Here is a 17,255-nt window from a genome sequence, read left to right on the forward strand (position 1 = left end):
TGTCCTATCCCAGGTGAATCTGTTCGGCGTCGAGCTTCGACAGATGCTCGGCGGTGAGCAGCGTGTTCTTGCCATGCAGGCGCACGCTTTCGGATGCGGCGTAGTCGATATGCGCGGCGCGCAGATGGTCGATCGTTTCGATCGAGCGGAAGCTGGTCTTGCTTATCTGCACGATGCGCTCGACCACCGCTTCGAGGGTCCTGCCGAGCAGGCGCACGAGGCCGATGCGCCCTTCGAACTCATCGCAGACGAGCGTGCTTCTGGCTGCGGTGAGTTCGGCGTCGTGCGTCGTGACGGTAAGGCGCTCGCCGTCCATTGCGATTTCGCGCGCCGCATTGAGGCGCACGTCGCCGGTCGCGTCGATGTGCAGATCGCCCTCGATGCGAATGCGTGTCTCGTTGCCGGGCGCCCGTTCAAGAACGGCGAGCACGTAGCCGTGCCGCGGGCCGTTGCTGCAGACCGCAACGCGATCGCGGATAACCGGCGCGATCAGGCAACTGAACGCGCGTTTGCAGGTGAGCAGCGCGCCATCGTCGCCTGTCACCAGCAATACGTCGTCGTGCAAGACGGTGATCACCGTGCCGATACGGTTGTCGGTGTGCTCGGTGCCGGTGTGCGGCGCCGGCATGCTCCGTTGCACTGCGGTCGTTGTCATGGCTGCTCCTTGATGAATGTGCGCCGGCGTGCGTCCCGCTGTCTCGACCATTCCTGCGCGGCGAGAAGGGCTGGCTCATGGGCGATCACGCCTGGCTGGCAGGGATGGGTCGCGGGCTCGGCGGCCTGAGCGCCGTGAAAGGAAGTGCGAGCGAACGCCGCGTCGTGAAAGTCCGCGCCGGCTAGTTCGGCATATGAAAAATCAGCCGCAAGCAGGCGCGCGCGTATGAAGCGCGCACCCGTGACATTGGCACGTTGAAAGACTGCGCCGGACAGATCGGCGTCCGCGAAATCCGTATGCTGCACACGTGCGTCCACCCAGACGCTGTGGTCCAGCCGGGCGTGGCCGCACCGTGCATGACTGACATCCGCACCGAAGAAAATGGCCGATGGCGCGTGCGCACGCTCCAGCACCGCGTGTCCGAGTTTGGCGGACTGAAAATTGCAGTTGGCCAGACTGGCCGACGTGAAGTCGGCCCCGCTCAGGTCGGCGCCGATGAATTGGCACCGTGCAAACGTCTGGCCGCTCAGACGTTGCCCGCTCAGGTTCGATTCCGTAAACACGACGCGATCGAACTCCGTGCGCGCAAAGCCGACCTCACGCAGATCGAGCCGGTAGAAGAAACACCGCTGCAGACAGGCCGCAGTGAAGTCGGCGCCGAGCAACGGCGTCTCGTCGAAGAAGCCCTGGTCGATTTGCGCGCCGTCGAACCGGCACGCCTGAAAATCGCTGTGCATGCACGCGAGGCGCGTGGCTCGCATATCGCTGAAGCGGGTCCCCTCGACGCGCGTTTCGTTCAGACGGCAGTCGTCGAGCAGACTGCCGGACAGATCCGCGTGGATCAGCGCACCGCCGATGAAGACGCTTTTTGACAGATCCACGCCGCGCAGGTCGACGCCGGTGAATACGCAGTCGTTGAACGCGCACTCGGCTAAGCGGGCCTGCGAAAGACGCGTACCGTCGAACCGGATCTTTTCGAAGACGCCGCCCGACAGGTCGCATTGCTCCAGAGCCAGCGCGCCGATCGACCGGTTGCTGATCGTCTCGCCGTTGCGCACAGCCTGCTGCAATTGTTCGCGCTCGGCGGTCATGCGGCCGCCTTGCGCAACGGATGAAACATGGTCTGTTCGAGATAGGCATTGTCGAGACGTGTCGACGCGTCGATCGATGTTTCGGCGAGATTGGCCCGGAACAGGTTCGCTTCATCGAAATCAGTGCCGTGCAGCATCGCTCGGCGCATTTGCGCGCCGAGCAGGTCGGCGCCGGCGAGACTGGCGCCGCTCAGGTCGGTGCGAACCAGATAGCCGCCGTCGAACTTCGCCTCTCGCAGGTCGGCTTGCCGCAAATCGGCATCCGAGAAATCGCACTGAATGATCGCCGCGCCACGGAACAGTCCGTTGCGGGCCTGCGTGTGACGGAGGTTCACTTCGGTCAGCAACGCCAGCGAGAAGTCAGCGCGATCGAGCACGGTGCCTTTCGCGAAACATGCCTTGCGAAGCCGCGCGTGGTCGAAGCGGATCTGATTCCCGAGCGTCTCCACAAAGCCGAAGCCCTCGATGTCGGCAGACGTGAAAGCGACGCGGTCGAGCCGGCACTGGATGAACGCGAGCTTGCGAATCGTCGCCGCTTGCAGAGTCACGTCGGCGAATACCTGGTCGATGAATACCAGTTCGCTGAGCCTGGCTTCGCTGAAGTCGACGGCTTCGAAAAGGCAGCCGCTGAACTGGACTTGCCTCGCCGATGCACGCCGCGCGTTGCAGTTTCGCCAGACGGCGCGTTCGAACAGACAGCGGTCAAGGACAGCTTCGCCAAAATCGGTTCCGTCGCAAGCGGTGAGTGCCAGGTTGGCGCCTGTCAGATCGGCCTTGGCGAACACAGTCCCGGCGAGGGTGGCGCGCGCGATGACCGCTTCGCGCACGTTAGCGTGGGTCAGATCGGTGCCGCTCAGGTCGGCGCTTTCGAGTAGCGCGCCGGCAAGGTCCGCGCTGCGCAAATTCATTCTGCTCAGATCCGCACCGGTTAGGTCGAGGCCGGCAAGCGATTCGCCGCGGCCATGGCTGGCCGCGACGCGTTCGCGCAGCGCGGCTGAAGCCGCGTTGTCGAGTCGCGGTGCGGCTTCCTGATAGTGGGCCGCCTGCAGGTAGGCCGCGTGGAGTTTGCGCTCTGCCTCCCGTTCCTGTTCACGAATGCCAGGCGGCGCGGCGTGCGTGGCGCGCTTGCTCGCGAACGGACGAGGCGGCCCGCGTCTTGTCGAAGCGTTGCGGTTCGCGGCGAGTTCGGGGTGCTCGGTCTCGATCCGCTGACGCGTCTGTTCGAGTTTGGCCAATTGGGCACGGGCAAACTGTTCATTGCGCTCGACGAAACCGGCCAGTTCGTCGAGCCGCGATGGCGGTGCGGCAGCCAGTTCGGGCGCCGCGATGGCAACCCCGCTTGCGGCGGCGCGGTGGGCTTGCTCACGGGCGCGCTGTTGAAGATTGCGTTGCAACGCGCCGGCAGGCGCTGCGGCTTGCGTGTCGTCTGTGGCGGCCAGCCATGCTTGCGGCGCGAGATCGTGATCGCGCAGTGCGTGCAGTGCGCCGCGTTTGCTGTCCATGCGCAGGTCGAACACGTGCCGATAGTGCGCCTCGTCGCGTGGGTCGTCGTCGCATTCGGCGGCGAGCAGCAGGCACGCCACGTCTTGTGCGTCGAATTCCTCGACCCGGAGCGCGCCGTTGAAAATCATGATGGCTTGTTCCCGGTGCGGGATGAACCATACCGTTGTCAGCCGCACGGCGACTTCGGTCAAGCCGGTCTCGCGTGTGCGCTGAATGAAGCAACGCGCGCGCAGAGGCGGCAGGCTGCCGGCCAGCATCGGGCGATCCGGATGCAGATGGACCAGTTCGTACGCGGCGCCCGATGGCAGCGAAGCGAGACGGGGGAATTGCTGATCCTGCGGCGCGACGTTGAAGTAACGCGGATCCATCGTGCGTGGAAAGCCGGGGCAATCCTCCTCCAGCCACTGCTGGTCCATCTCTCCGTATAGCGCCCTGCGCTGTGGCCAGTCGGCGGCGATCGGCATGAATGACGCCGGCTCGGCGGGGCTTTCGCGCGAACTGATCGGCGCATTGGGAGATTCGATTTGTGCTAGCGGTTGCGCGCTTCCTGGCGGCCTCGAGGGAAATTCGATTCCGCGTGGATTGCTGGCATGGCCGGGGCCGCCATAGGCCAACGGCCAGTCGATCGGCAAGCATTCGAACGGCGCGGCCTGCGATGGCGTATTGCCGTGCCACTCACGCGCGCCCGACACCTGCAATTGCTTGAAGAGGCCCGCGAAGCGAACGCCGACACGGCACGTATTTTCCGCGTCGCAATACTTGCCGTAGGCGCGCCCCGCCACCAGAAACTCGGCATGCTGCTTGGGCAGCGCTGCGTCGAGCGCGTAGCCGCTCAGCGCTTCGCCAACTGTATTCCACAGTTCGGACTCGCTCACGAGGCGGGGTGCGTCGCCGAGCGTCACCATCAGCGGTATCGCGATGCCAAGATGTTCGTTGCCAGCCGCGCGATACGAACGGGTCAGAATGCCGACCGGAGTGGGTTTGATGATTTTCATGGGATATCAGGTGCCTACCGGCCTCAGAACGTCACCGAAAAGCCGACGGTCGCGAACGACACGCCGGTCGCGCTCACGCTCGATCCCACGCTGCTGACCGACGACCCGGTGGTGGACACCGAGCTGCCGAGCGCGCTCACCGATGACCCTGTCGCACTGACGGCCGATCCGGTCGCGCTCACGGCGGAGCCGACTGCGCCGACGCTCGAGCCGGTCACGGCGATGACCGAGCCGGTGATCAGGATCTGATCCGTGGTGATGGCCGTTTGCAAGCCGATCGTGACCGAGGTGGAGCTTCCGTTGACGGTGACGGCGGAGTTGCCACCCACGGTGCTCGTGGCGTTGGCGGCCACACTGGTCGTCGAATCGGCGCCCACGCTGGTTGTCGAGTTGCTGGCAACGCTCAGGCTGTGCTCGTTGCCCACGCTTTGCGTCAAGTCCTTCGAGACCTTCAGCGTGTGGCTGTGACCTACCGTGTGAGTCGAAACGTTCGTGACGAGCAGGCTGTAGTTGCGGCCTACGGTGTGCGTCTCGTCGTTAGCAATCTCGGCGCTGGAATTATTGCCGACCTTGCGGCTCTGGTTGCTTGCGATCGACGCGGCATAGTCGTTGCCGACCGATACCGTAAAGTCGCGACCCACGCCGCGCGTCGCATCGTTGCTGATGTTGACGGCTTCGTTGCGGCCAACTTGCCGTGTCGCGTCGTTCTCGACCGAGACGTCGTAGTCGCGCTCCGCGTGAAGCGCAATCTGCTCCGCGCCCTGTTTGTCTTCGAAGCGCAGCATGTTTGCATTGGCGCTGGTGCCGCCCGGCGTGCGCGTGACGAAGCCGCTTTGGGTGGCTGCCTCCGGCAGCGCGAACGGCGGCATCTGATCGGCGTTGTAGATGCGCCCGGTGATGACCGGCCGATCGAGCGCGCCGTTGAGAAAGTCGACCACCACCTCCTGGCCGATACGCGGAATATGAATAGCGCCGAAGCCGGCCCCGGCCCACGCGTCTGACACGCGAATCCAGCAGGAGCTGTTTTCATCGCCTTGGCTGTAACGGTCCCAGCGGAAATGCACTTTCACGCGGCCGTATTGGTCGGTCCAGAGATCCTGGCCTGCCGGGCCGACCACCACCGCGGTCTGCGGACCCGTGGCTCTCGGCACCGGTGTGATGCTGGGTGCGCGAAAAGGCAGGGACGTAGGCTGCGCGACGAGATCGAAGTCGTATTGCGCTTGGTTGCTGCCGCTTGCATAGCCGCCTTCCTGCAGGCGGTACGTCACGCCCACCAGGAGATATTCACGGTTTTCAGCTTGCCTCGGGCAGTTCTGCAGCGTGAAACGATGTCCCGGCGCGGCTTCGCGCGTACGGGTATGAGCGTGCACGCGGGCGTTTTGCGCCTGCTCTTCCTCAAGACGCATGCGCGCGTAGTGCTCGCCCTGCTCCGGTTCGATGTAGCCGCCTTGCCACGCATACCTCGCGTAGCGGCCGTGCTCGGGGCTCGAAGGCTGGGCCCGCATCTGTGACAGATCGGCTCGCGGTTTGCGGAAGTCGTAATCGTCGACGGCGTAGGCGCCCGCGCTAATTTGAGTGGCGGGGCGCCATAGGTCGATGCCTTCTTCGCGAGGCAGCGCGAGGCGCTCAGGCGGCTGGTACGGCAGCGTTGCGTGTTCAGGCAGCGAGTCGTGTGCGCTGGTGTCGTCGGCGAGCACGAGCACCTGTTGGCCGGCTTCGTGGCGGAAGTAGTAATAGATGCCTTCCTGCTCCATGAGCCGGCTGACAAAGTTGAAATCGCTTTCTTGGTACTGCACGCAATAGTCCCAATTGCGATAGCTTGCGAGCAGGCGCTCTTCGACCGGAAAGCCATATTTGTCGATAACCTCGCGCACAATCTCGAGCGCCGTGCGGTTCTGGAAGATGCGGCAGTCGGTCGTTTTCGTCAGGTACCACAGCGATGGCCGCAGCGTGACGGCATAGATATAGGTGCGCGGCGTATCGGTCTCGCGTCCGGCAAGTTCGCAGCGCACGATCTGGCCGCCGAGAAAGCGGGTGCGGCCGTTGAGCGTGGTGATGTGCAGCGTCAGCGGCTTGCCGAGCAGCGCGTTCATATCGAGCGAAGCGGACGGGCTTACCAGTTCCACGTTGAATTCATAGAGCGCCGACAGCGTCTCCTCGCCTCGCAGCGAGCGAAATCGGAGCATATGGGGATCGAGTGGTGTGTGCGCGGTGATGATGTGATTCATGGCGGCTTCTTCAAAGACCCGGCTGAGCGCGGGTAACGGGGGCGGTGGCGCGGGTTTCGGGTTGATAGACGAGATCGCTGGCAGCCAGCGTGCTCGTTCGCCTGCCGAGCCAGCTGGCGAGACCCAGCGGGCGGGCCGCGGCGAGTGCGGTGCCGGCGACCTGATCGGCGGCCATCAGCAGGCGGACGCTCCACGACCACTCCAGACCGGCGTATTGCCGCACCCAATCTGTCAACAGCTGCGAGCGCTGGGTGCCGGGCAGCAAAGCGACGTACTGCTCGTGCGACAACGGGCCGAGCCGGATCTGGAAGGCCGTCTGCGCGTCCCGAACGGCCACCCCCAGTATGGCGCCAGCGCCTAGCCGACGGGTGTCGGCGCGCGTGCGCAGCGCGGTGCGCTGCGGCGCTTCGACCGGCAGCCAATGCGGGATCCATTCGACGATCTCGACCGCTACACCGAGATAAGCGCGCAGGATGCTGCGCAGGCCCTCAGGGTTGCGCGTTTGCCGTACCAGATGACCCGCCATGAAATATCTGGCGTGGTCGGACAGCGCGTCTGGCCTGCGACCCGACGGCCACCCCAGATGGATCAGGCTCGCCAGATAGCGATCGAAACGGCCGCCGTCGCCGCGGTCGAGGCTGACTGTAGGTTGCGCGTCGGCCCAGGCGCGGTAGAACAGCAGGATGAGCCGATGGTGAAACAGATTGGCGAAAGCGCTTAGTGCGTGGTCGTCGTGATGCCGAGCGCGCTCGCGCACCAATTCGGTCAGGTGCAGGGGCAACGGACCGTTCGGTCCGAAAAGCCCGAAGCTGTGAATCAGGACGCGTGGCCTCTTGTTGTCTGCCGGTGCCGTCGCGGCGGCGAGCGTGGCCGGCGCGAAGGCCAGCGAGGGGGCCTGACCGATCCGCAGCGGTTCGTCCGCGGGATGCGTCGCGCGTCCCAGCGGCGACGGACCGCCGGCGCGCGCGTCCAGCCAGCGCAACAGCGTGTACAGGTCGTACTCGTAGGGCGCATCGGCGACACGCTGCCAGAACTGATCGAGCGTCCGACCCGGGTGCGGCTCGGGTGATGAATGGGCGATGGCGTTGCTCATGCTGTTGGGCGGCGTCCGACGCGGGGTGGCCATCGTTTCACTTCTCCGCGTTGGAGCGTCGCTACGGCGAGTTCGCTAAAGCTGTTCAATGACACGTGACGTGCGAAAAATTGCTCCAGTACCGCGCCGAACAGATAAGTGCTTGCACCCGCGAAGGCGGTTTCGTCGAGCAGCAGCGATACAGCCACACCGCGGCCGAACATTGGTGGCCCGGCGTGGGGCAACTGCCGGCAGACTGATTCAATCCGAACGTTGCGCACACCGCCGATTTGCGGCAGCACGCCGGCCTCGGCAGCGCCTGCATAGAGGTCGAGCAATTCGCGCAAGGCTTGTGCGCCCTGCATACCATCCAGATCGGTCAGTGTGAGGTAGTCGAGTCCGAGATGTTTGACGAGCCGCCATGTGATTTCGTTTTCGGCAAGCGGCGGTTGGGGTGGCGTGGGCCGCCGGAGCGCCTGGATCGCGGCGACCGGCGCCGAGGTGCGCAAACTGAAATCGCTCGAGGCGCCGGTTGGCATCAGTAGTGCGAGATCGCGGTTGGTGCACAGGGCGTTGACGGACAGATGCCGCAAGTCATCGGCAAACGGTGCTTCGTGCTGGTCCACGAGCGACACGAACACCTCGCTGCCGGCATACGTGAAGCGCGTACTGCTGCGCGGCGTGCGGCTTGCCGCGTCGCTCGCCGCGTGAGTCCGGGTGCCGACGAGCCGCGCTTCGCGCCGCATCGAAAAGTAGCGTCCACGATCGGCGATGTCGTCGGGGAGACCGCCGTAGAAAGGATGAAACTCACAGTGGCCGCCGTCACGCTGAAGATGCCCGGTCACCTTTTCGATACCGTAGATTTCGTAGTCCAGCGGCCGGGTACGGTCGACCACGACATGATGCTCATACCGCTGGCGCGTGACGGCGACGCGGTCGGTACGCTTCGGGAACAGATTGATGGCCGGTGTGCAGAAGAGCGCGAGACTGCGCCGATCGACCGAACGTTCGAGTTCGGGCGATGCTTCGTCGAGCAGGATCGTCAGCGAGAACGTGGTGCCGTCGATGGTGTGCAGCGCGCGTTGCAGCGAACCGATGCTGAAAAAAAGATAGCGTTGCGGGAAGGCGAAATACTCGTGCAGCAGCCGATAGCCCTGGAATGAGCGCGAGCCATACGGCAGCAACGCCTGCGCCGCATCGAAACCCTCCTGACGGACGGCTTCTCGATCAAGCAGCGTGCAAGCGCCGCGCGCAGCCGAAGGGCCATGGCAGACAACGCCAAGCTGATGGCCAAGCACCAGTTCTAGTAGCGGTAGCGCTTGATTGTCCGCACCGCTGATAAAAAACGTCAAGGAATCGAGCGGCAACTCGCGCAGATTGCCGACGCCGCTGGCTTCCAGTTCGATGTGCAGCGCGCCCCGCACGCGGCCTGCCATGTCCCCATGCGGCAGCGGCAGATCAGCGGGCACACCGCCCAGTTTGACGTTGACGATACGCAGCGGCCACAACCTGACCTCATGCGCGGTGCGCAATTCACACGCGGTCTGCTCGCCAGGCGTCGGATTGGCGCGCAGCGCCGTACCGGCCGGCAGCGTATAGCCGGCCCCCAGACTGCCTTCACGCAGATTCGGCTGAACGGCGACGATCGTCATGGACGGTAACGGGGCGAGATAGTTCGGATACACCACGTCGAGCAGCCGTTGGGAGAAGCGCGGAAACTCGGCGTCCATCTTCAACTGGATGCGCGCGGTGAGAAAGCTGAAGCCTTCGAGCAGACGTTCGACATACGGATCGCTTACCTCGATGCCGCGTATGCCGAGGCGTCCCGCGGCGAGAGGGAATTCGACGGCAAATTCGGCGCCGAGCTCCCGCAGGTACGCTAGCTCCCGGTTGTAATAGTCGAGCAGGCGAGCATCCATTACATGGCTTCCTGCGAACGTAATGCAATCTGACCGCTCTCGATGTCGATATCCGAGCGAAACTGGAAGGCTTGAGGCGCGGTATCCGGACACAACTGACCGGTGATCTCCAGCGACACCACGCCACGTGATTGGGCATGCACGCGGCAACGCACCTCGACGCTTTCCGCGAGAATGCGCGGCTCGAACTGCACGACCGCCTCACGGATCGCGCGTTCCATGCCGTCCCAGTCAAGCGCCGAAGCGCGAGCGCCTGCCCATGCGCGCATGCCGAAGTTCAGCACCGATTGGCGCACGTGTGGGTACGCGATGAGGTCGTCGGTCGCTTCGAGGTTGCCGCAATTCAGCAGCCAACTCAGGTCGCGCAGCACGGCGTCGCGCAGTTCAGTGCGCGACAACGCGCGTACGGCGCCGCCTTCGCCCGATGACGGCGGCCGTTGGCTAATCAGCCGGTCCAGCAGGCTGGGCAGCGGCTCGCCGTGTGCGCGCGTGCGCATGCGGGTCAAGGCGTGATCACGCGCTGGGATCGAAGGAAGAACTGGGCTCACGAACGACTCTCGGGTTTTGGCTGGCTCGGATTGACTTACTGGCGTGCGGGCGAAGGCATGTGCCGCTGTGCGCGTACGGCGTGCCGGTTGATCGCGCGGCTAGACCTCGCGGTTTTCCTTGATGTCCCAGGCGAGCACGCTTTCGCCGCCCTTGGTGCCTTGGTCCGTCTGTTCCCAATATTGCTTGCGCACCTTTGCGGCCTGGAACGCATACGTGACTCCAACTGCCTCGGACCCCTTTGCCGCGCCTTGCTGGACGGACGTCACCAACACCTCGGACAACGTAATGCGCAGATATTCAATTTGCGAGCCACCGGCTTTGCACACGGAGATCTCGACCTTCGGCAGATGCTTGCCGTTGGCGCAGTATTTGAGAATCGCGGGCGATGCCTTGTCCAGGAAGGTTTCGACCTGTAAATCGTTAAAGCTCACCTTGCCGATGCCGCCGCCACTGCCGGTCGACATGTTGCCGGGCTGCGCCGCACCCCAGCCATAGGACTGGATGTCGATCCACCCCTTATGGTTGGCGTCTTTGGATTCACCGGTGACACCGTCCACTCGCATATACATATCAACTGACATTCCCTACTCCTATTGATTGATGCTGCCACAATGATCAAAACGAACACACGGCTCAGTCGCCGTTCTTGAGCGCCGGTAATTGCGAAACGAGGCGCAGCGATACTGTTAGTTTTTCTAATTGATAGTGAGGACGCAAAAAGAATTTCGCGCTGTAATACCCCGGGTTGTCGTCGATCTCTTCGACAACGACCGACGCCGCTGCAAGCGGCTTTCTCGCCTTGGTGTCCTGCGATGAATTGACTGGATCGCCGTCCACGTAATTCATGATCCAGTTATTGAGCCAGGACTCCATCTCGCTGCGTTCCTTGAAAGAGCCAACCTTGTCGCGCACGATGCATTTCAAATAGTGCGCAAAGCGGCAGCACGCGAACAGGTAGGGCAGTCTTGCCGCGAGTCTCGCATTGTTGGTGGCGGTGGCGTCGTGATATTCGGCGGCCCGCTGCAGGGATTGGGCGCCGATAAACGCCGCAAGGTTGGAATTTTTGTGGTGCACGAAAGGCATAAAACCATTGCGCGCGAGCTCTGCTTCACGGCGGTCGCTAATGGCGATTTCAGTGGGACACTTCATGTCGACGCCACCGTCGTCGGTAGGAAACGAGTGGGTAGGCAGGTCCTCGACCGCGCCACCGGACTCGACGCCGCGAATCGACGTACACCAGCCGTAGTGTTTGAACGAGCGATTGATGTTGGCCGCCATGGCATAAGCCGAGTTGATCCAGGCGTAGCGTTCGTGGTTGGCACCGTCCGTGTCTTCTTCGAAGTTGAACGCGTCGACCGGACTCGTGCGTACGCCGTAGGGCAGGCGAGCCAGAAAGCGCGGCATGGTGAGGCCAAGATAGCGGGAATCCTCCATGTCGCGAAGATGGCGCCAGCCGACGTACTCGCTATTCAGGAAAATCTTGCTGAGGTCGCGCGGGTTCGACAGCTCCTGCCACGATTCCATTTGCATCACCGCGGGCGACGCGCCCGTGATAAACGGGCAGTGCGCGGCTGCCGCGATCTTTGCCATCTCGCCGAGCGTCTCGATGTCCTGCGGACTATGATCGAAGTAGTAATCGCCGACCAGACAGCCGAGCGGCTCCCCGCCGAACTGCCCGTACTCTTCCTCGTAGACCTTTTTGAAAATCGGGCTCTGGTCCCATGCGACGCCCTTATAGCGCTTGAGCACCCGGCTCAGCTCCGTTTTTGTCACCGGTAGGCAGCGGATTTTCAGGAGCTCGTCCGTCTCGGTGTTGTTGACGAGATAGTGGAGCCCACGCCATGACGACTCGATCTGCTGAAAATCCTCGTGGTGAATGATCGCGTTGATCTGTTCCGAGAGCTTGCGATCGATCTCGGCGATGACAGCCTGAATCGTCTGGTACGCGTCGTCCGACATGACCACCGCGTTTTCAAGCGCCTGCAGGGCGAGCGTTTTCATCGCGCCGTCGATCGCGTGCTGCGCCTGTTCGGTGCGCGGATTGAACTCCTTGATAAGCGAAGCGGAAAAGCGGTCGGCCGAGAGCGTCGGCATGTGCTGTTGCAGCAAGGGGGACTCTGTTTGATTCATTGCGGTCTTTCGAACGATCCTGGGAAGATGGAATGCATCGCGTTATGCACGTTGTTCACGTTATTCGCGCCCGACACTCGCGGTTCCGGTTCCGGTTCCGGTTGCGTTCCCGGCATCCGGCGAGCTGGGCGTGTCCACTAGCGCCTTGAGCAATGCGGGACTTTTAAGCGCCTGAGTGATCAGTCTTTCCGCGCCGCTCTTGCCGTCCATGTACGACAACAGATTCGACAGTTGCGAGCGCGCTTGCAGCAACTGATTGAGCGCGGGAACCTGGGCCGCGATCGCATCCGGAGAAAAATCGCCAAGACTTTCGAAGCTGAGGTTCACGGCGAGCAGCCCATGCCCCGAGATGCTGTTCGGGACCTGCATCGTGACGCGCGGCCGGATCGATTTCAGGCGGCCATCGAAGTTGTCGATATCGATTTCGAAGAACTTGCGCTGTTCGAGATCGGGCTGCGGTTGCGTGGATTTGCCGACGAGATCGGCAATCACACCCATCACGAACGGTATTTCCACCTTGCGCTCGCTGCCGTAGGTCTCGACGTCGTATTCGATCTGAACCCGCGGCGCGCGATTGCGGGCGATGAATTTTTGCCCGGTCGCTTTTGCTCTTGAAGCATTTGAATTGCCCATTTGAAGCCCTCTACTGGATTGGATTGACGTGCCTGGCTGACGTGGGCCGACCTAGCCGTTCAGATGCTCGGGCGCGCTCTGCGTGTCGCCGGCCAGGACATCGACCTGAGGCAATGCGGAGGGCGCCATGTCGCGGACGATGTCGTAGAAGTTCATCCGCATCAGACGCTGGGCGCGCCGGATCAGCAGCGGCGCGGGATGACTCGGCTCTGTGCGCTCCAGATAGACACACGCGTCCTCCAGTACGCGCATGACCGTCTCGCGTGAGCCAATTGGCGTTCGCGCGGCTGGCGCGTCAGCCGCATTGGCTGCGGCTGATTGGACTTGCTCCACGACAGGCTCGGTTGCGTTCGGAGCCTGCGAAACGCCTCGTACATTCGACGCAGGAATCGCCCGCTGCACGGCCTGCAAAGGGTCTTCCACAGCGCTTGCAGAGGGAGCCCAGGAAATGTCGAGCTTCGCGGCGATCTGCTGGCGGATTCGAACGATCGAATCGAGCAGTTGCGGCACCACGGCCAGGTGCGCCTGCTCAGCGGCCAGCGCTGCGCATAGCGCCGTCTTCTGAATACCGCCGGCCGACGGAGATCCCTTTCCCGCAGCGGTGGCCGGATTGCCCTCGAGGATTGACGCCGCCTCGCGCAGCGACAGATCACGGGATCCCACGCGCAGCAAGGGGGCGTTGCGAGCCGCGCGTCCTAAACCCTTCGGGTCGGTCAGTGCCGCGACGGCGTTGACGCGGACCAGCGGATCGAACTCGCCGGCGATCCGCAACTGCGGGTGGACATGCTCCCAGTGCTGTTCAAGCGTTTCGGTGGCGAGCGCCAGACCTTTCGCGTAACCGGGCAGGCCGTGGATTTCCGTCCATGCCTGCGTCAGGAGCGCGATGATTCGCAAATCCACGCTGCGCTGAAGCAGATCGACGGCCCGCGCCTCGACTTGGTGCCAGTCGGGTGCGACGGCGGGAATGAAGGCGTCGCCGAATTGCTGCTCGCGCGCGCCGGTTGCGGCTTGCTGCAGCGCCGTGAATGCGGCGTCATATTCCAGATCGACGCCACACGGCTGATCGAGATTAAGGGAGTCGATTTGATCGAGTGAAAGCGTATTCATCAAATGGATGCTCCGAAGCAGTATGGAAATTGATCTGGACCAGGATTTATTTCAAATGGATTACGACATTCTGAATCAATTAATAACGGATTTAAGGCGATTCTTGAATTGTCTTAAGTAGCATCATTTTATTTAAGAATTATCAGGATTTTTCTTGGTGCGGCGAATTGCGCGCCGGTTGCTTGCACTGTTGACCATGGCTTTCCTGCCGCCACGGGGCTGGTAGGGCGTATCAATCGGTGCGTATTCTCAAAATCCAAAATAATGGGTGGAATTGATTTGATGGACGTGATGTTATTCGGCTTCCATCCTGATAGCAAGTTGGTCTGCTGAATTTTTTAAAAGAGCTTGAGCTAAAAATTATCGAGATAACGTAAAAGTGATGTGATGTTGAAGTAAAACGCTTTGCGATCAATGCGGATGCTTCACGGTTTCGGGATAAAATTTAACTTGTAAATAATATTTGAATATTAATGAGATGGCGGGTGTCGCATTAGTCCGGGATTTCTTGAGTCGAAGTTTGCGGGTATGGGATTGGGTGCATTGCGTTATACACAAATGTCGTCGACGTCGTCGCATAACAAGCGCAATGTTTTTGCGGTGATACGAACTTCTCTGAGTTCGAGCCAGATCGTTTTCCCGCCGGGTTCGCCATCGCCCTTGCGACCGAGGAATCCGCCCGGGCGTGCGATCAGTCGCAACACTTCGTTGAGCTTGGGCTGGGCCGTGCAGCGCATTTTCATGAGTAGGTAGGCACTGCGAATTTCGTCGGGATCAAAGAACAGATGCGCATCCAGATCGGGACAAGTGCGTCCCTGGCGCATCAGATAGGCAACGCGTCAGGCCACCACCAGGAACAGCGTCAGTGCTCGCTCGAGCTGTTCTATCGAGCCGAGTTGGGGCGCCTCGACGCGGCAAGCATTCTTCAAGATGTTGAATAACATCCCGATTTCCCAGCGCGCTCGATACCAGTCGATCAATTCGGTCGCCTCGTCCAGCGCCGTCGCCACGCGGTTGGTCAGCAAGCGCCATTCGATCGGCTTGACGCTGTCCAAAACAGGTCACAGCTACACTTTTGCCTCGGCCTGCAGGCAATTCAACGCGCCGCATCCGCAGGTGCTGGCACACCATGCGTGCTTTGACACCACGACGCGAGGCCGTTGTGAAGGGAATCTGCCCGATGGGCTCGCCCCCCGCACCGTGCGCTCCCACAGTTTGTCACCCTCAGGCAAGCAGCAGTTATGGGCCGCTCGTACCAGCCAGTCGGCCGGCGTGCCCAGCGCTTGGGCGCCGCTGGGCTTCATAGCTCAGAGGCCCGGTCCGAATGCGCCCTGAGCGTTGAAATCCAACTCGGTGGTGTCTTGCAGACACAGCACGACATGATGGCCTTCCGTTCGTTTTTGCTTGTACTGCCAATGCGGCTCGAGAATCGCATGCCAGTCGACATTCTCGTTGTCGAAGAAGCGGGACGCCGCTATGGTCTCGCCCCAACCCTGGCATGCCTTGGGCACACTGGCCATTGAGTCGTCCGCCAATCGTTGCATCAAAAGCCTCGCTCGCTTGTTCAGGCGCGCATCGCCGAGCTCGAGCTGCTCGAATTCTGTGTGGGTCCAGGGCGTCGAATCGGTGACCAATGCGTCCACTCAAAAAGCGAGAGTAAACGCGATTCGCCGAAAGTTTACAAGCGGCGCTCCATGTCATTGAAAGTAAACATGTTCTTCCGCGCTCGACGCTTGCCGTTCAGAGATGGGTATAAGGCGATGGGCTGGGTGAGGCTTGTGCCTCGAACCCGATGAGCGGGCCGACATCCCGGCGCGGATGCTTCCGTTTGGATCTGGTGGGCGAGCTGCGTGGGGTTTGGCTTTTTTGTGGGGGATCGCGTGCGCAAGGCGCCGTCGCATCGCGCGGCAATTGGAAGGATCTGCCCACCCGCCGGGTACCAGCCGAACGCCAAAATGCGGCGACGCAAAAACAAAAAACCGCCAAGCAAGCTGGGCGGTTTTTCTGGCCTTGAGCAAACAAGGCAAATCTGGTCGGGGTGAGAGGATTCGAACCTCCGGCCTCTACGTCCCGAACGTAGCGCTCTACCAGGCTAAGCTACACCCCGATTTGTACTGCTGGACTCTTACGGTGTTTCAGTCTCGTTCAAGACTGTCTTGCCGTCGAGTAAGAACATAATTCTAGCAGGCTATCTTTGAAAATGGAATCCGGGAATGAAGAAATTGCTGCAGCTGCGGCCAGAGCTTCCTGCTTCGCGCATTCGAGCGTGTGGTCTAGCGCGCCGGAGCGCGTGATCGCGTCGAAAATCGTGTCGAAACGGTCCGTGCCGCCCTGCTCGATGGCTTCTCGCGCGAGTGCCGACTGCTCCGGCGTGCCGCGTTCGATCAGATAGATGAGCGGAAGCGTGGGTTTGCCTTCGCGCAGATCGTCGCCGGCATTCTTGCCCATTGATTCGGCCGTGCCCGTGTAGTCGAGCCAGTCGTCCATGATCTGGAACGCGGTGCCGATGCGGCGGCCGAATTCCGCCGCGGCGGCTTCGGTTTTTGCATCTGAACCGGCCAGCACCGCACCGAGTTGGGCGGCGGCTTCGAACAGCTTGGCGGTTTTGTAGCGGATGACCTGCATGTAGCGCGCTTCGTCCACGTCGGCGTCGTGCATATTCAGCAGTTGCAGCACTTCGCCCTCGGAGATGATGTTGGTCGCCTCCGACAGGATTTCCATCACACGCATCTTGCCCACGCCGACCATCATCTGGAACGAGCGCGAGTACAGGAAGTCGCCGACCAGCACGCTCGCGGCGTTGCCGAACAGCGCGTTGGCGGTCTGGCGGCCGCGCCGCAGATCGGATTCGTCAACCACGTCGTCGTGCAGCAGCGTGGCCGTGTGGATGAATTCCACCACCGCGGCCAGTTCGTGCCGGTGCCCGGTGGTCTCGTCCAGCGCGCCCGCCACCAGCAGTAGCAGCGCGGGCCGCAGCCGTTTGCCCCCGGCGCTGATGATGTACTCGGAGATCTGATTGATCAGCATCACTTCGGACGCCAGACGGTGCCGTATGACGCGATTGACCTGCTGCATGTCTTCGGCGATCGGAGCAAGCAGGCTGGCGGCGTTGGAGGAGGGGGTGGCAGTCGACGACATGATGGCTGAATTGGGTAGTGCCGCGAATTATAAGGCGAATCGCGGCGGTTCCGGGTCGCGGGCTGCGGCACGGCGCGACGGAGGTAGCGGCTGAGCCGCTGCCGGGGCTGGACGGCAACGCGTCGGGCGGTGCGCGCGGCGCCTCTCAATGAGTTTTGACCGAGCAGCTAACTCTATGTATAATCACGGGTTTCCGCGCGCTGTGCGTGGGAAAAATGAACACAGAGTGAGGTTC

At 62.1% G+C, this 17,255-nt stretch carries 12 protein-coding genes, 1 tRNA gene and 1 pseudogene; all 14 read right to left on the reverse strand.

Going from position 1 to position 17,255, the window contains the following annotated elements; all coding sequences use genetic code 11:
* Positions 1-4: 4 nt before the first annotated feature.
* The 14 genes and pseudogenes from VFE81_RS26975 to VFE81_RS27040 all read right to left on the reverse strand — a co-directional run bounded on the left by VFE81_RS26975 (position 5) and on the right by VFE81_RS27040 (position 17,020).
* Positions 5-655 carry a DUF3540 domain-containing protein gene (locus VFE81_RS26975; protein ID WP_325047506.1) on the reverse strand — a complete coding sequence of 217 codons (651 nt, stop codon included), beginning with the start codon at positions 653-655 and terminating at the stop codon, positions 5-7.
* Positions 652-1,746 carry a pentapeptide repeat-containing protein gene (locus VFE81_RS26980; protein ID WP_325047507.1) on the reverse strand — a complete coding sequence of 365 codons (1,095 nt, stop codon included), beginning with the start codon at positions 1,744-1,746 and terminating at the stop codon, positions 652-654. The genes VFE81_RS26975 and VFE81_RS26980 overlap by 4 nt, the downstream gene beginning before the upstream one ends.
* On the reverse strand, positions 1,743-4,244 hold the full coding sequence (locus VFE81_RS26985; RefSeq protein ID WP_325047508.1) for a DUF2169 domain-containing protein: 2,502 nt from the start codon (positions 4,242-4,244) through the stop codon (positions 1,743-1,745). The genes VFE81_RS26980 and VFE81_RS26985 overlap by 4 nt, the downstream gene beginning before the upstream one ends.
* A 23-nt stretch (positions 4,245-4,267) precedes the next feature.
* Positions 4,268-6,472 (reverse strand): type VI secretion system Vgr family protein, encoded by a 2,205-nt coding sequence (locus VFE81_RS26990; protein ID WP_325047509.1) that lies wholly within the window; start codon positions 6,470-6,472, stop codon positions 4,268-4,270.
* A gap of 10 nt (positions 6,473-6,482) precedes the next feature.
* On the reverse strand, positions 6,483-7,565 hold the full coding sequence (gene tssG / locus VFE81_RS26995; protein ID WP_325047510.1) for a type VI secretion system baseplate subunit TssG: 1,083 nt from the start codon (positions 7,563-7,565) through the stop codon (positions 6,483-6,485).
* Positions 7,562-9,463 (reverse strand): type VI secretion system baseplate subunit TssF, encoded by a 1,902-nt coding sequence (gene tssF / locus VFE81_RS27000; protein ID WP_325047511.1) that lies wholly within the window; start codon positions 9,461-9,463, stop codon positions 7,562-7,564. The genes tssG and tssF overlap by 4 nt, the downstream gene beginning before the upstream one ends.
* Positions 9,463-10,011, reverse strand: a complete 549-nt coding sequence (tssE, locus tag VFE81_RS27005) for a type VI secretion system baseplate subunit TssE (protein ID WP_325047512.1) — start codon at positions 10,009-10,011, stop codon at positions 9,463-9,465. The genes tssF and tssE overlap by 1 nt, the downstream gene beginning before the upstream one ends.
* Before the next feature lie 99 nt (positions 10,012-10,110).
* On the reverse strand, positions 10,111-10,593 hold the full coding sequence (locus tag VFE81_RS27010) for a type VI secretion system tube protein Hcp (RefSeq protein ID WP_325047513.1): 483 nt from the start codon (positions 10,591-10,593) through the stop codon (positions 10,111-10,113).
* Between the two features lie 52 nt (positions 10,594-10,645).
* Positions 10,646-12,106, reverse strand: coding sequence for a type VI secretion system contractile sheath large subunit (gene tssC / locus VFE81_RS27015; protein WP_325047517.1), 1,461 nt, complete (start codon positions 12,104-12,106; stop codon positions 10,646-10,648).
* Positions 12,107-12,202: 96 nt separating this feature from the next.
* Positions 12,203-12,775, reverse strand: coding sequence for a type VI secretion system contractile sheath small subunit (gene tssB / locus VFE81_RS27020; protein WP_325047514.1), 573 nt, complete (start codon positions 12,773-12,775; stop codon positions 12,203-12,205).
* 51 nt (positions 12,776-12,826) lie between these two features.
* Entirely contained in the window at positions 12,827-13,882 is a 1,056-nt protein-coding gene (gene tssA / locus VFE81_RS27025; protein ID WP_325047515.1) for a type VI secretion system protein TssA, read from the reverse strand.
* Positions 13,883-14,430: 548 nt separating this feature from the next.
* Positions 14,431-15,525 (reverse strand): annotated as a pseudogene (locus VFE81_RS27030) (IS4 family transposase).
* Between the two features lie 387 nt (positions 15,526-15,912).
* Positions 15,913-15,989: transfer RNA gene (locus tag VFE81_RS27035), tRNA-Pro, on the reverse strand.
* 38 nt (positions 15,990-16,027) lie between these two features.
* Positions 16,028-17,020 (reverse strand): polyprenyl synthetase family protein, encoded by a 993-nt coding sequence (locus VFE81_RS27040; protein WP_325047516.1) that lies wholly within the window; start codon positions 17,018-17,020, stop codon positions 16,028-16,030.
* Between the last annotated feature and the right edge of the window lie 235 nt (positions 17,021-17,255).

Origin of the sequence: Paraburkholderia sp. (genome assembly GCF_035656215.1) — a bacterium.
In the GTDB taxonomy this organism is placed as follows: domain Bacteria; phylum Pseudomonadota; class Gammaproteobacteria; order Burkholderiales; family Burkholderiaceae; genus Paraburkholderia.

Excerpts from the sequence above, each read along its gene's own strand:
- VFE81_RS26975 (WP_325047506.1), bottom strand. The coding sequence starts at position 655 with ATGACAACGACCGCAGTGCAACGGAGCATGCCGGCGCCGCACACCGGC.
- VFE81_RS26980 (WP_325047507.1), bottom strand. The coding sequence starts at position 1,746 with ATGACCGCCGAGCGCGAACAATTGCAGCAGGCTGTGCGCAACGGCGAG.
- VFE81_RS26985 (WP_325047508.1), bottom strand. The coding sequence starts at position 4,244 with ATGAAAATCATCAAACCCACTCCGGTCGGCATTCTGACCCGTTCGTAT.
- VFE81_RS26990 (WP_325047509.1), bottom strand. The coding sequence starts at position 6,472 with ATGAATCACATCATCACCGCGCACACACCACTCGATCCCCATATGCTC.
- tssG (WP_325047510.1), bottom strand. The coding sequence starts at position 7,565 with ATGAGCAACGCCATCGCCCATTCATCACCCGAGCCGCACCCGGGTCGG.
- tssF (WP_325047511.1), bottom strand. The coding sequence starts at position 9,463 with ATGGATGCTCGCCTGCTCGACTATTACAACCGGGAGCTAGCGTACCTG.
- VFE81_RS27010 (WP_325047513.1), bottom strand. The coding sequence starts at position 10,593 with ATGTCAGTTGATATGTATATGCGAGTGGACGGTGTCACCGGTGAATCC.
- tssC (WP_325047517.1), bottom strand. The coding sequence starts at position 12,106 with ATGCCGACGCTCTCGGCCGACCGCTTTTCCGCTTCGCTTATCAAGGAG.
- tssB (WP_325047514.1), bottom strand. The coding sequence starts at position 12,775 with ATGGGCAATTCAAATGCTTCAAGAGCAAAAGCGACCGGGCAAAAATTC.
- tssA (WP_325047515.1), bottom strand. The coding sequence starts at position 13,882 with ATGAATACGCTTTCACTCGATCAAATCGACTCCCTTAATCTCGATCAG.
- VFE81_RS27040 (WP_325047516.1), bottom strand. The coding sequence starts at position 17,020 with ATGTCGTCGACTGCCACCCCCTCCTCCAACGCCGCCAGCCTGCTTGCT.